This is a genomic window from Amycolatopsis benzoatilytica AK 16/65, from assembly GCF_000383915.1.
Classification (GTDB): domain Bacteria; phylum Actinomycetota; class Actinomycetes; order Mycobacteriales; family Pseudonocardiaceae; genus Amycolatopsis; species Amycolatopsis benzoatilytica.
The window spans coordinates 3,483,164-3,496,577 of the sequence record NZ_KB912942.1 but is presented as its reverse complement, the minus strand read 5'-3'; the positions used below and the strand labels follow the sequence as shown (position 1 = coordinate 3,496,577).

The following is a 13,414-nucleotide window of genomic DNA, read 5'->3' as shown; positions in this document are numbered from 1 at the left end:
GTCGGCGGCATGCGTCCTGCTGACATCGAAGTCCTCGCCGTTCCCGGCCGTCCCACGCTGTGCGGGGACCTGCTGCTCGCCGCGGTGAGCAGCCCCGACCTGGAAGCCGACAAGTACCGCAGCTCGATCCGCCGGATCTCGCTGTCCGGCGGCGAGACGCCGTGGACGCACGGGCCGCGCGACTCCGCGCCGGCGATTTCGCCGGACGGACGCTGGGTCGCTTTCCTGCGCACCGGCGACGGCAAGGGCGCGGAAGGCAGTTCGCAGGTGCACGTGATGCCCGCCGGCGGCGGCGAATCCCGGCAGCTGACCTCGCTGCCGCTCGGCGCGGGCGAGCCGGTGTGGGCCCCGGATTCGCGGTGGATCGCGTTCACCGCGCGGGAAGCCGAGCCGGGCCGCTACGGCGTGGAGGACGCGGAGGGCCGCGCGCCGGAGCCCGGCGGCGAGGCCCCGCGCCGGATCACAAGGTTCGACTACCGCATCGACAACGTCGGGTTCCTGCGCGACCGGCCGCGGCGGCTGTTCGTGCTCGACACACAGGAGCCGGGCGAGCCGGCCGCGGTGACGCCGCGCGAGTACAGCGTCGACGGGCCGGTCTGGACGCCGGACGGCGAGCGGGTCGTCGTGGTCGTGCCGCGGGACTTCGACCGGGTGGAGACGCTCGAGGACGACCTGGTCGCGTTTCCGGTCGACGGCGGGGCGCCCGAAGTGCTGGCCCAGTGCCCCGGTTCGGCGGAACAGCTGGCGTACGGCCCGGACGGCACGCTCTACTTCTTCGGCACCACGCACGAGGACGGCGTGGTGGTCGCGTCGAACAACGGTCTGTACGCGGTAGCGCCCGGCGGGGAACTGCGCCGGATGACGGACGTGGAGAGCGTCGACATCGAGCCGGGCTCCGGTCCGGCGGTGCCGCGCGGCGACGAGCTGCTGTTCGCGGTCCGCAACCGGGGCGCGGTGGAGCTGCGCGCGGTCTCGGCTGCCGCGAAGAACGCGGTGCTGGCGGACCTGCGCGTGCTGCACGCCGGCCAGTCCGCGGTGCACGGGTTCGCGGCGGACGGCGAAACGATCGTCGCGGTCGTGGCCGGCCCGGAGTCCGCGGGCGATCTGGCGGTGCTGTCGGCGGACGGTCCGCGCACGCTGACGGACTACTCCAAGCCGTTGCGGGACAAGGGTCTCTGCGAGGTGGTGGAGCTGGAGACGACCGCGCCGGACGGGTACCCGGTGCACGGCTGGCTCGTGCTGCCCGACGGCGACGGCCCGCATCCGGTCCTGCGGGTGGTGCACGGCGGGCCGTTCACCCAGCAGGAATGGACGGTGTTCGACGAGGCGCAGGTGTACGCGTCGGCCGGGTTCGCGGTCGTGCTCGGCAACCCGCGCGGCTCGGCCGGATACGGGCAGGCGCACGGCACGTCGGTGGTGCACCACCTGGGCACGGTCGACGTCGACGACGTGCTCGCGCTGCTGGACAAGGCGCTGGAACGGCCCGACCTGGACGCCTCGCGGACCGGCATCATGGGCGGCTCCTACGGCGGGTTCATGACCAGCTGGGTCGCCGCGAAGCACCCAGACCGGTTCCGTGCGGCGTGGAGCGAGCGCGCGGTGAACGCGTGGGACTCCTTCGCCGGCAGCTCCGACATCGGCTACTTCTTCACCGACGGCTACGTCGGCCCGGACCAGGAGGAACAGCGGCGGCGCAGCCCGCTGACCTACGCCGCGGACGTGCGGATCCCGTTCGCCGTCGTGCACTCCGAGCAGGACTGGCGGTGCCCGCTCGAGCAGGCTCAGCGGCAGTTCGTGGCGCTGCGCACGGCCGGAGTCGAGACCGAGTTCCTGCTGTTCCCCGGCGAAGGGCACGAGCTGACCCGTTCCGGCAAGCCGAGGCACCGGGTGCAGCGGTTCGAGGCGGTGCTGGACTGGTGGTCGCGCCACCTCAGCTGATCAGCGTGTAGTTCAGCTCTTCGCACACCCGGCCGAGCGGCACGTCGAGCCCCGGATGGTCCAGCGGAAGCAGGACGTCCGGGGCGATCGGCAGCGCCGCGCCGGCCGGTGGGTCCCACAGGCACAGCGAGGGTTCGCCGGCGTCCATCGACGAGCGGTACCACAGCCCGTCGAGGTCCGGCATCGCCCCGCGGATCGCGCGCGCCCACGCCTGGGTCGTCTTCTTCGGCCCGCTGGAGATCTCCTGCGACGCGCCGACCCGGGTCGGCCACAGACCGGTCAGGTCGAGCAGCCGCAGCACCCGGGTCGGGCGCACCACGACCAGCCGCGGCCCGCGGGTCGACCGGTCCACTGTGGACGTCGTCTGGAACACCTCGGCGACGCAGGTGCGCACGGTGAGCCCGAAGTACAGCACCCCGTTCGCCGGGTCGGTGACCGGGACGCTGCCCCGGCCCGGATGCTGCTGGTCGAACCGGCCGTGCGGGAGCGGGCCGGTGTAGCGGAAGGTGTTCCACTGCTGCGGGTGGTTGCCGTGTGCGGTGAAGATGCGGGCCAGCCGGGTCTCGGGCTGGACCGCGACCACGTCGTGATCGCGGTCCAGCCCTTTGACCAGAGCCGACCGCGCCGGGGGCGAGGGGAGCCGGGCCATGCGGGGGAGGTCGTCCGTCCTGTGTCGGGGCAGCTCCGGCGGGGCAGGGCGGCGGGCCTGCCCGGCCGGTGGGCTCGGCGGTGCGCCGCGCCGAGGTTCGATGCCGAAGGTCAGAGCTGAGATTCAGTGCCAGGGTTCGGCGCCGGCGTTCAGTGTCGCGGTTCGGCGCCGTCTGGTCAGAACGGCTCGCCGAGCGTGGCGACCAGCCGGGCGACCGGCTCCGGGTCGCCGCCGGCGAGCAGCCACTGCCGCGGCGTGGCCGGGCGATCGTTGATCACCAGGTCGGCCTGCGGGGTGTTCATGAACGCGGCGACCACCAGCGCGGGCTGGTCGTCGGGCACCGCGCGCAGCACGACCTCGAGACCGGGCAGCACGCCGGAGCCGTTGAACTGCCACGCGGGCAGCCGCCAGCCCTGGTCCTTCCAGCCGGTGAGCCGGCCTTCCTTGAGCCGGTGCCGGATCCGGCTGTCGTCGACGTTCAGCATCTCCGCGGCCTGGCCGACCGACAGCGCGGAATCGGCGAGCACCGCGTGCGCGGCGACCGTGCGCGCGCGGAAGTCGGGCTCCGACTCGTCGCGCGGGCGCAGATCGAGGCCCACGTCGGAGAGCGCCGCTTGCTGGTCTGGGGAGAAGTAGTGCGACGGGTCGGGGTTGGGCGGGGACAACCGACGGGCCGCGTCCTCCACCAGGGTGAGGAACTCGTTCGCATCGGCCTTGAGCCCGGCTCTGGCGAGGACGTTCTCCAGCGCGATCGACATGCGCCCAGACTAGCGCGGATGTGCGGGTTCGTGCGGTTTCTCGCCGATTTGTGGGTGAATTCACCAGAGATCGACACTTATCGCACAGCAGTCAACACGATGCGTAGGCGATTTCCGGACAGTCTGCCCCGCACCGGGTGGCTTGTCCAGGCTTTCGTGTTCTTGACACTCGGCGCCGCCGGTTTTACGTTGCGAATTGGTAATCGTTTTCCCGCCCTTGTGCGGCCCGCGCTCCGCCGTTCCGCGGCGGAAGCTGGGGGGACAGGGGGTGGGGCGTTCCTGGCGGATCGACGGGCTTCGTCGGTCCGCCAGGCACGTCGTTCCCACCCCGGATTCCGCGGCCCGCACGGACGCGGCGGCGCGGCAAGGCCGGGTCCGCGGCTGGACGAAGTTCTGGCGAGCCCGTCCGTGAAGGGCCCCTTGCCGGAATCAGATTCCCCCAAGCGGCCCTTCGCGGCCCTGCGGGTCGGGTCAGCGGTGGGAGCTTTGCCGTTCGATCAGCTGCGCCTCCAGCGTCGTCGTTACCGGCGCGCGGGTGCTGTCCGCGATCCGGGCCAGCAGCAGCTGCGCCGCCACCCGGCCGATCTCGTACGCCGGCTGGGCGACGACCGTCAGCGGCGGGTCGACCAAGGTGGTCCACGGGGCGTCGTCGAAGGACACGATCCCGACATCGCGGCCGGCACGGAGGCCGCGGCTCGCGAGCGCTTCCAGCACTCCGATCGTCATCGTGCTGTTGGCGACGAGCAGCGCGTCCGGCGGAGCGGGCAGGTCCAGCAGGTCGCCGGCGGCGCGGCGGGCGCCTTCCGCGCGGTACTCGGTGCGGCGGTAGAGCGCGTTCTTCCGGCCGATCGCGTCGAGGTAACCGGCCAGCCGGTCGTCAGCGGTGCGGACGCCGTCCGGGCCGGTCAGGCAGGCGATCCGCCGGTAGCCGGCCGCGACCAGGTGCCGGGCGGCCTCGCGGGCGGCCCGGCGGGTGTCGACCAGGACCTGGTCCCCGCCGGTGCCGGGCAACGGCCGGTCGACCGCGACGACCGGGATGCCCAGACGCTGCAGCCGCGTCACGTTCGTGGCCGGGCCGGTGGGGGAAAGCAGCACCCCGGCGACGCGTTCCTGGAGCGCGACGTCCAGGTACTGCCGCTCTTTGTCCTCGTTCTCGTCCGAGTTGCACAGCACGACCGAGTATCCGGAGATCTGGGCGAGGTCCTCGACGCCGCGCGCGATCGAGGTGAAGAACGGGTTCTCGACGTCGGAGATGATCAGCGCGAGGACCGCGGTCTCCTGCCGGCGCAGGTTCCGCGCCAGCCCGTTCGGCTGGTAGCCGAGCTCCTCGGCGGCGGCGAGCACCCGTGCGGCCAGCTCGGGGTCCACTGTGGACTTCCCGTTCAGGGTCCGCGACACGGTCGCGGTCGAGACGCCCGCGCGGGCGGCGACATCGCTGATCGTGGCCATCGCGGCTCCTCGGCTTGCTTCATTGACACCCCGGTGACCTCAGAATACCGTCCCAGGTAATCGTTTACCGTCCGAGTACCGGGGGTGCTGCGATGCGACCGGGCCCGTTGCTCGGCATCGATATCGGCACGTCCAGCTCCAAAGGCGTCCTCGTGGGTGCGGACGGCACTGTACTGGCGCGCGCGAGCCGCCCGCACAGCACCTCCCGTCCCCGCCCCGGCTGGTTCGAGCACGACGCCGAGACCGTCTGGTGGGCCGGGTTCGCTGAGCTGGTGCGCGAACTGCTGTCCGGCGGCGCGGTTCCGGCCGGACTGGCGGTGAGCGGCATCGGGCCGGTGCTGCTGCCCGCCGGCGCCGACGGCCGGCCGCTGCGCCCGGCGATCCTGTACGGCATCGACACCCGGGCGAGCGCGGAGATCGCCGAGCTGACCGCGGAACTCGGCGAAGAGTCCATTGTGGAGCGATGCGGCAGCGCGCTGTCCAGCCAGGCGGTCGGCCCGAAGTGGCGGTGGCTGTACCGGCACGAGCCGGAGGTCGCCGCGCGAACCCGGCAGTTCCTGATGGCGAGCTCGTATCTGGTCCAGAGGCTGACCGGCGAGTACGTGCTCGACCACCATTCGGCCAGCCAGTGCGACCCGATGTACGACCTGCGCACCGGCGACTGGGCCGGGGACTGGGCGGCACTCGTCGCGCCGGGGATCGACCTGCCGCGGCTGGCCTGGCCGACCGACGTGGCCGGCACGGTCACCGCGGCGGCGGCTGCGGAGACCGGCCTGCCCGCCGGGCTTCCGGTCACCTGCGGGACGGTCGACGCGTGGGCCGAGGCGACCAGCGCGGGCGTGCGCGAACCCGGCGACACGATGATCATGTACGGCACCACGATGTTCCTGGTCCAGGCGGTCGCCGAGGCGCGGCGGTCGCCCGGGCTGTGGGCGACGCGCGGGGTGTTCCCGGGCAGCTACTCGCTGGCCGCCGGGATGGCGACGTCCGGTGCGATCACCGACTGGCTGCGCGGCCTCTTCGACGGCGATTTCGCCGAACTCGCCGCCGCTGCCGCGAAGGTGCCAGCCGGGAGCCGCGGTCTGCTGATGCTGCCGTACTTCGCCGGCGAACGGACGCCGGTGCCGGATCCGGCGGCGCGCGGGTTGATCGCCGGGCTGACGACTGCGCACGGCCGGGCGGAGCTGTACCGCGCGGCGCTGGAAGGAACGGCTTACGGGGTGCGGCACAACCTTTCCTCGATGGGCCCTTCGGTGCGGCGGCTGGTCGCGGTCGGCGGGGGCACGCAGGGCCGCGTGTGGACCGGCATTGTGAGCGATGTGACCCGGATGCCGCAGGTGCTGCCGACGGAGACGATCGGCGCGTGCTTCGGCGACGCGTTCCTGGCGGCGGTTGCGGTCGGGCTGGAGCCGGACATCGAGACGTGGAACCCGGTCGCGGAGACGGTGCCGCCGGACCCGGCGCGGGCGGATAGGTACGACGAGTTCTACGCACATTACCGGGCGTTGTACCCGGCTACCGCGGATACCGCGCATTTTCTTGCGCGGCAACAGGAGTTGGCGGCAGAGTGACAAGCCTCGGCCAAGGGGCGCGGCGCGTCGGCCGGACTGGGCGGCGGGAGACGCCCGACCGCAGCGCGAAATAAGCGCCCGGCGTAAGCCCGGTGAGCGCGCGGCATTCGCGGGAGAGGTGCGGCTGGTCGGCGTATCCGGCTGCGACGGCCAGTTCGGCCAGACTCGGTGCGGCAGGTGCGAGCGCGACGGCTCGTTGAAATCGCAGCACGCGGCGGTAGACGGCCGGCCCGTAGCCGACGGCCAAGGTGAACCGGCGGCGCACCTGCCTCTCGCTCCGTCCGGCCGGCGCGAGCTGTTCCCGGCCCGGACGACCCGTCGCGGAAAGCTGCGCCAGCATCCGCGCCACCACCGGATCCTCCGCGTCCGGCAACCGCTGCGCGGACACGACCTCCTCAGCCAAGACCGCAGCCAGCTCCGCGCCCGGATCGGCCCCGCTCAGGATCCGGTCCGCCAACGCCTCCCCGCGGCGGTTCCACAGCCGTCCCAACGGGACGCGGCTGTCGCGCAACTCGTCCGCGCCCACTCCGAGCGCCGCGGCCGCCGCACCCGGGCGGAACCGCAGCCCGCGCACCGGGGCGCCGGGCGGGAACACCGACGTCCAGGCGGTCGTGTCCGGTCCGGCGACGAACACCTCGCCGCCGCCGGCGACGAGGTCCACGCAGCCGTCCGGGACGATGCGTTTCGGGCCGGCCTCCACCGACTCCCAGCCGCAACGCACGAGACGGCGCACGGCAGCGGGCAGCGCGGCGGGCGGCGGGCTTTCGCGGTACACCCCGGAATCATGCCCCCCGGGTACGACAGAATGCGTCCCATGACCCCGATCGACGCACTGGCCTGGGTCCACGTCCGCGACCGTCGGCTGCTGTCCGTCCGGACCACCGGCAAGACCAAGTTCTACCTCCCCGGAGGCAAACGCGAACCCGGCGAGGGCGACGTCGCGGGACTGTGCCGGGAGATCCGGGAGGAGCTCGGCGTGGCGCTGGACCCGCTGAGCTTCCGGTTCTTCGCGTTGCTCGACGAGCAGGCGGACGGATTCGCCGACGGCCGCCGGGTGCGGATGACCTGTTACACCGCCGACCACACCGGCGAACCGGAGCCGGCGGCCGAGATCGCCGAGGCCGCCTGGCTGCGCGCCGAGGACGCCGGAGCGTGCCCGCCGGCCGGGCAGCGGGTGCTGCGGATGCTGTCCGAAGCGGGCCTGGTCGACTGATCGCCTTCGGTGTTGCGGCGGGAACGCCGGCGTGATCGGCATCGTCTGTGCTGGCCGTACTGCCGTGCGACCTCGCATTACCCCCGACAGGGTGAAAACCGGTTGTTTTTTCCGAACTGGCTAACACCGTGTGATCGCCTGGCGAAGAACCAGACGTCGCACTCGCGGGAAGTGCGCTCGAGAAGAGAAGACCTCTCCATGGGTGTTCCTGGCGCGACCCGGTCCACGACGGCCCGGGGGGAACCGGGCCGGCTGCGGCCGCTCGGCAGCGTCGTGGTCGTGGTCGGCGTCATCGCCGTGGCGGTCACGGTCGCTTGGTACGTCATGCCCAAGACCGCGCCCGGCCGCGCCGCTCCGCCCGCCGCGGCACCCGTCGAACCGGCGGTCGTCCACGAGATCACCCGGACCGTCGTCTACGAGCTGACCGGCGACGATGTCGCGCACAACCTCACTTACGTCGCCGAGGGCGGAGACCTCGAGCAGCAGGTCGAAGTGCACCTGCCCTGGTCTGCGACCGTGCAGCGGTCCGTGCCCGCCGGACAGGCGGTGTTCACCAGCCTGGTCGCGCAGAGCACCGGGTCGCTGGCATGCCGGATCCGGGTCGACGGGCGCGTCGTCGCGGAGAAAGCCGTGGCCGGGGACGGCCGCCAGCTCAGCTGCACCGCCTGAGGCTGCTCCTTCGCGGAACCGCCGGTCCGCTTTCCCGGCGAAGCCCGGGAGGGCTCGCACGGAACCTCGATCTGGGATGGGGTCCTTGACGGAGCTGAAGCCTGTGCCCAAATCCGTCAGGGCGCTTCACGGAACCCGAGTCCATCGGGGGTGCTTCGCGGAATCCGAGTCCCTCAGGGGGCCCTTCACGGAATCCAAGTCCCTCAAGGGGCCCTTCACGGACAGTCCCCGAGCAGGGTTATGCAGCGAAGAACCCTGGCCCGGGGCGAGCGCGCCGGGGCGCGCCAGGGCGGCTGCTGCGCTCGCGAGAGCCGGATCTGCGGCAGGATCACCGTCGTGAACGGTGCGATCGGGTTCGGCCCCGCCCTCATCGCGGTGCTCGCGGTGCTGGCGCTCGCGGGCTCGGCGGTGGTCCGGTTCGGCCAGCTGGGCCAGGGCCGGGCAGTGCTCGTCGCGGCGGTGCGGGCGGTGGCTCAGCTCGCCCTGGTCTCGTTGATCATCACGGTCATCCTGCGGTCGGACTGGCTGACCGGGCTGTTCGTCCTCGCCATGTTCTCCATCGCAGCGGTCACCTCGGCCGGTCGGATCGGCGCTCGCCGCCAGCTGGCCTGGGTCGCGCTCGCGCTGGCGGCTGGCGTGGTCCCGGTGCTCGCTTTGGTGCTCGGCGCCGGGGTTGTCCCGCCGAAGCCGATCGCCGTCGTCCCGGTCGCCGGCATCGTGATCGGCGGTTCGATGACCGCCACTTCGCAAGCCGCCCGTCGCGCGCTGGACGAGCTCAAGCTGCGGCACGGCGAGTACGAGGCCGCGTTGGCCCTCGGCTTCCTGCCCCGGCAAGCCGCGCTGGAGATCTGCCGTCCGTCCGCCGGCCACGCGCTGATCCCGGCGCTCGATCAGACCCGCACCGTCGGCCTGGTGACGCTGCCGGGCGCTTATGTCGGCGTGCTGCTCGGCGGCGCGGGCCCGGTGCAGGCGGGCACTACCCAGGTACTGGTGCTGATCAGCCTGCTGGCCGCCGAATCGGTCGCGGTGCTGGTGACGGTGCAGCTCGTCGCGGCGGGGGCGATCCGCCGCGCCGAGCCGCGGCCTCAGCCGAGCGGCATGGCCAGGTGAGACGTGTCGTTGAACCGGCGGATGATCCACCTGCCGCCGTGGATCACCAGGTGCGACACCGATCCGTTGTCCGCGCCGAGGAACGCGAACCGCTCGGGCGTGGCGCTGGCCTGCGCGAACACCTCGCCGATCACGCCGCCGTGGGTGAACACCGCCACCCGCTGGTCCGGGTGCGCTTCGGCGATCCGGGTCAGCGCGGCGCGGATCCGCTCGCCGAACGCTTCGTCGTCCTCCGCCCCGGGCAGCACGCTCCACCGCTGCTCGGTCCACAGCCGCTCGATCAGCGGGTGCCCGTCGGCGCTGTTCTTGCGGAATAGCCCGTTCTCCCATTCGCCGAGGTGGATCTCGCGCAGGCCAGGCTCGACCGCCGGAGTGAGGCCGAGCTTCTCCGCGAGCGGCGCGGCGGTCTGCACGGTGCGGCGCAGCGTGGTCACGTAGAGCGCGTCGATCCGTTCCGACATCAGCCGCTCGCCGACGCGCGCGGCGTGCTCGCGGCCTTCCGGGGCGAGGTCGGGGTCGGCCTGGCCGTTGACGAGGTCGAACGGCTCGCTGACCCGTTGCGGCATCGATTCGCCGTGGCGCACCAGGAAAATCTCGGTGGCGCCGGCCGGCGGGCGGAAGCGGTGCTGGCGGTACTCGATTTCCTGCTCGGGGGTGCTCATGACCCGACCCTAACCTGCTTGCTCAGCCGAGTTGCTTGTCCACGAAGCACCACCGCCAGGTCTCGCCCGGTTCGAAGCTGCGCATCACCGGGTGCAGCGTGTCGTGAAAATGCTGCGACGCGTGCTTGGCGGGCGAAGAGTCGCAGCAGGCCACATTCCCGCACTTGAGGCACATCCGCAGGTGCACCCAGGTGGTCCCGGCCTTGATGCACTCGGCGCAGGAATCCGGGGAGCTGGGTGCGCGCTCCGGCCATTCGTGGCTGAGGTGCTTGCACGATCCGGCGGTGGCGGCGGGGGTGCTGAGCTCACGGCCTTCCATCGGCGGTTCCTCCTCGTCGCGGTCGAGCATGGATTCTTCGATGTCGAGCCGGGCCAGCACGCGGCGCAAGACCAGGTCGTCCGCGGTTCCCGCGTCGCGCGCTTTCAGGAACTGCTCGCGCTCGGCGTCGAGCAGCTGAACCCGGAGCCGACGGTAGGCGTCGCTCGGCGTTTCGGCGAGTGTGCTCTGCCGGCCGAGCTGCTCCCACGCGGCGTCGGACCGGTCTTGCAGCCGGTCGCGCAGCCGCTCGATCACCTCCGGCGGATCCTCCGGGCGGCGCAGCTCCTCCAGCTTGACGAGCGCGACGCGGGTCATGTCGTGCAGCACCGCGGCTTCCTGCAGCGCGTCTTCCGCCGGATCCGGACGGGGCAGCCGCAGCCGCCGGATCAACGGCGGCAGCGTCATGCCCTGCACCACCAGCGTCCCGGCTACCACGGTGAACGCGGCCAGCACCAGTACCGCGCGCTGCGGGGTGTCCGCGGGCAGGACGAACGCCGCGGCGAGGGTGACCACGCCGCGCATCCCGGCCCAGGCGATCACCGCCGAGTACCGCCACGGCCAGACCTTGCCCCGTTCCAGCCCGAAACGGTTCAGGAACCGCTTCACCACGCCGATGCCGGCCATCCAGGCCATCCGGGTGAGGATGGTCGCGGCGAGCACCGCGGCGCAGATCCCGGTCAGCTGCGCGGCGGAGAGGCCGCTCTTGCCGACCTCGTGCAGGATCTGCCGCACCTGCAGGCCGATCAGCAGGAAGACCATGTTCTCCAGCAGGAACTGGACGGTCTCCCAGTTCAGCCGGCTGGCCAGCCGCGACGGACCGGACTGGATCCGCGGCGCCTGGTGGCCCTGGATGAGGCCGGTGACCACCACCGCGAGCACCCCGGACCCGTGCACCGCCTCGGCGAGCAGGTATGCCGCGAACGGCACCGCGAACGACAGCGCGGTGTCGGTGATCGGCTCCTCCAGCCGCTTCCGCAGATACGTGACGATCAGCCCGACCAGGAAGCCGACCACGATCCCGCCGACCGCGGCGACCAGGAAGTCCAGCCCGACCTGCCACATGCTGACGGCGCCCGCGATCGCCGCGATCGCGGTTCGCAGCGCGACCAGCGCGGCGGCGTCGTTGAAGAGGCTTTCGCCTTCCAGCAGCCGGACGAGCTTGCGCGGCATGCCGACCCGGCGCGCGACCACGCTGGCCGCCACCGCGTCCGGCGGAGCGACGACCGCGCCCAGCGCGATCCCGGCGGCCAGCGGCAAGCCGGGCACCACCAGCCAGGCGACCACGCCGACGCCGAGCGCGGTGAACACCACCAGCCCGACCGACAGCAGCATGATCGGCCCGCGCAGCTTCCGGAACGCGACCAGCGAGGTCTGGATCGACGCCGAGTACAGCAACGGCGGCAGCAGCCCGATCAGGACGACTTCCGGGTCGAGGTCGTAGTGCGGCAGCCCGGGAACGAACGACGCCGCGACGCCGACGGCGACCAGGCAGAGCGGTGCCGACCAGTCCACCCGGCGCGCGAAGACGGTCACCAGAAGGACCGTCAGGACGAGCGCCACCAATTCCGCTGCGATCTCCACCGGACAATCATGCGGCTTGCGCTCGCGCAGCACCCGCGCGGACCGGCGTTAGGCTGCCGGGCGTGACGACGGTGGAGACGCGGGCCGGTGCTGTCCGCGGCGCGGTGCGGGACGGAGTCGGGCTTTTCCTGGGGGTGCCGTTCGCGGAACCGCCGGTCGGGGAGTTGCGGTTCCGGCCGCCGGTCCCGGTCGCGGAGTGGACCGGGCTGCGCGACGCGACGGAGTTCGCCGCGAAGGCGCCTCAGCCGGAAGTGACCGGGAAACGCTTCACCGGCGAGGAAGACTGCCTGCACGTCAACGTCTACGCGCCGCACGCGCCCGGTTCGTACCCGGTGCTGGTGTGGATCCACGGCGGCGGAGGCGTGATGGGCTCGCCGCATCAGTTCGACGCGTCCGCGTACGCCCGGCGGGGCGTGGTCGTGGTGACCGTCGGGTACCGGCTCGGGGTTCTCGGCCTGCTGCGGCTGCCCGGCGTTTCCGACGGGAACCTCTCGCTGCACGACCAAGTGCTGGCTCTGCGGTGGGTTCGCGACAACATCGCCGCGTTCGGCGGCGACCCGCGGCGGGTCACGCTCGCCGGGCAGTCCAACGGCGGCCGCACGGTCGGGACCCTGCTGGCGGTCCCGGCCGCACGCGGGCTGTTCCGGCAGGCGATCGTGCAGAGCGGGACCGGCGTCGGTTCCGTGGTCCACACGCCGGCCGAAGCGGAAGCGGTCGGCGAGGCGATGCTGGCCGAGGTCGGCGGCGCGCACCTCGCCACTCTGCCGGTCGCGGAGATTTTGCCCGCGCAGCAACGTCTTACCGCGAAGCTGGGCACGCTGGGGCCCTACCGCGTGGTGATCGACGGCGATCTTCTGCCACGGCGGCCCGGCGAGGCGATCGCGGCCGGAGCGGCGCGGGACGTCCGCCTCCTCGCCGGTACTACGGCCGACGAGCAGGATCTGTTCGCCTGGCTGCAAACCGGCGGCGCGAAGCTGCTCGGCACCGGCTCCACCATGCTCGAACCGGACGACATCGCCAAGATGACCGAGGCGTACCGGCCGCTGCTGCCGGATTGGCCGGAGGACCAGCTGGTGAACCAGGTCCGCACGGCGGGGGACTGGTGGCTGCCGGCGATCCGGCTCGCGGAGAGCCAGCACGCGGCGGGCGGCGCCGCGTGGATGTACCGGCTGGACTGGCGAATCGCGCCGCGCGGGAAGGGCCTCGGCGCGGTGCACGGGCTGGACCTGCCGTTCGTGTTCGACGACATCGGCAACCCGAACTGGCGGTTCCTGTTCGCGGTCTCCCGCCCGGACCCGCGGCGGCGGCAGGCGATCGCGACGGAGATGGTCGAAACCTGGGTCCGGTTCGTCGCGGGCGGCGACCCGGGCTGGCCCGCCTACACGCCGGAGAGCCGGGTGACCCGGCTGTTCGACGACGTCAGCACCACCGTGTCCGATCCGGACCGCGAGCAGCGGGAGCTCTGGAGCTGACGAAAGCCGTGAAGGGAACTTTG

General features: G+C 72.4%; 12 protein-coding genes. 6 read left to right on the top strand and 6 right to left on the bottom strand.

Annotated elements, in window-relative coordinates; all coding sequences use genetic code 11:
* Positions 1-9: 9 nt before the first annotated feature.
* Positions 10-1,938: a S9 family peptidase gene (locus AMYBE_RS0115970; protein ID WP_020660396.1), complete on the top strand. Its 1,929-nt coding sequence runs from the start codon at positions 10-12 to the stop codon at positions 1,936-1,938.
* Here AMYBE_RS0115970 and AMYBE_RS0115965 read toward each other — a convergent pair.
* From AMYBE_RS0115965 to AMYBE_RS0115955, 3 genes are all read right to left on the bottom strand, one after another.
* Positions 1,931-2,587 (bottom strand): RES family NAD+ phosphorylase, encoded by a 657-nt coding sequence (locus tag AMYBE_RS0115965; protein ID WP_020660395.1) that lies wholly within the window; start codon positions 2,585-2,587, stop codon positions 1,931-1,933. The two genes, AMYBE_RS0115970 and AMYBE_RS0115965, sit on opposite strands and share 8 nt — an antisense overlap.
* 176 nt (positions 2,588-2,763) lie before the next feature.
* Positions 2,764-3,345 (bottom strand): hypothetical protein, encoded by a 582-nt coding sequence (locus AMYBE_RS0115960; RefSeq protein ID WP_020660394.1) that lies wholly within the window; start codon positions 3,343-3,345, stop codon positions 2,764-2,766.
* A 471-nt stretch (positions 3,346-3,816) separates the two neighbouring features.
* Positions 3,817-4,794, bottom strand: coding sequence for a LacI family DNA-binding transcriptional regulator (locus tag AMYBE_RS0115955; RefSeq protein WP_020660393.1), 978 nt, complete (start codon positions 4,792-4,794; stop codon positions 3,817-3,819).
* Positions 4,795-4,886: 92 nt separating this feature from the next.
* Between AMYBE_RS0115955 and AMYBE_RS0115950 the strand changes: the two genes are divergently transcribed.
* Positions 4,887-6,365: an FGGY-family carbohydrate kinase gene (locus AMYBE_RS0115950; protein ID WP_020660392.1), complete on the top strand. Its 1,479-nt coding sequence runs from the start codon at positions 4,887-4,889 to the stop codon at positions 6,363-6,365.
* On the opposite strand, the gene AMYBE_RS41770 is transcribed toward AMYBE_RS0115950, so the two are convergent.
* The gene (locus tag AMYBE_RS41770) at positions 6,310-7,140 is read right to left on the bottom strand and encodes a helix-turn-helix domain-containing protein (RefSeq protein WP_020660391.1); all 831 of its coding nucleotides are present in this window, start codon (positions 7,138-7,140) and stop codon (positions 6,310-6,312) included. The two genes, AMYBE_RS0115950 and AMYBE_RS41770, sit on opposite strands and share 56 nt — an antisense overlap.
* Before the next feature lie 39 nt (positions 7,141-7,179).
* Between AMYBE_RS41770 and AMYBE_RS0115940 the strand changes: the two genes are divergently transcribed.
* The 3 genes from AMYBE_RS0115940 to AMYBE_RS0115930 all read left to right on the top strand — a co-directional run bounded on the left by AMYBE_RS0115940 (position 7,180) and on the right by AMYBE_RS0115930 (position 9,357).
* The gene (locus AMYBE_RS0115940) at positions 7,180-7,578 is read left to right on the top strand and encodes an NUDIX hydrolase (protein ID WP_020660390.1); all 399 of its coding nucleotides are present in this window, start codon (positions 7,180-7,182) and stop codon (positions 7,576-7,578) included.
* A gap of 198 nt (positions 7,579-7,776) precedes the next feature.
* Entirely contained in the window at positions 7,777-8,247 is a 471-nt protein-coding gene (locus AMYBE_RS0115935; RefSeq protein WP_020660389.1) for an MmpS family transport accessory protein, read from the top strand.
* A gap of 336 nt (positions 8,248-8,583) precedes the next feature.
* Complete coding sequence (locus AMYBE_RS0115930) at positions 8,584-9,357, top strand: ABC transporter permease (protein WP_020660388.1); 774 nt, start codon at positions 8,584-8,586, stop codon at positions 9,355-9,357.
* Here AMYBE_RS0115930 and AMYBE_RS0115925 read toward each other — a convergent pair.
* Positions 9,333-10,019, bottom strand: coding sequence for a histidine phosphatase family protein (locus tag AMYBE_RS0115925; protein WP_020660387.1), 687 nt, complete (start codon positions 10,017-10,019; stop codon positions 9,333-9,335). The two genes, AMYBE_RS0115930 and AMYBE_RS0115925, sit on opposite strands and share 25 nt — an antisense overlap.
* A 22-nt stretch (positions 10,020-10,041) precedes the next feature.
* Complete coding sequence (locus tag AMYBE_RS0115920) at positions 10,042-11,919, bottom strand: Na+/H+ antiporter (RefSeq protein WP_020660386.1); 1,878 nt, start codon at positions 11,917-11,919, stop codon at positions 10,042-10,044.
* 62 nt (positions 11,920-11,981) lie between these two features.
* Between AMYBE_RS0115920 and AMYBE_RS0115915 the strand changes: the two genes are divergently transcribed.
* Positions 11,982-13,391, top strand: coding sequence for a carboxylesterase/lipase family protein (locus AMYBE_RS0115915; protein WP_020660385.1), 1,410 nt, complete (start codon positions 11,982-11,984; stop codon positions 13,389-13,391).
* Positions 13,392-13,414: the final 23 nt, after the last annotated feature.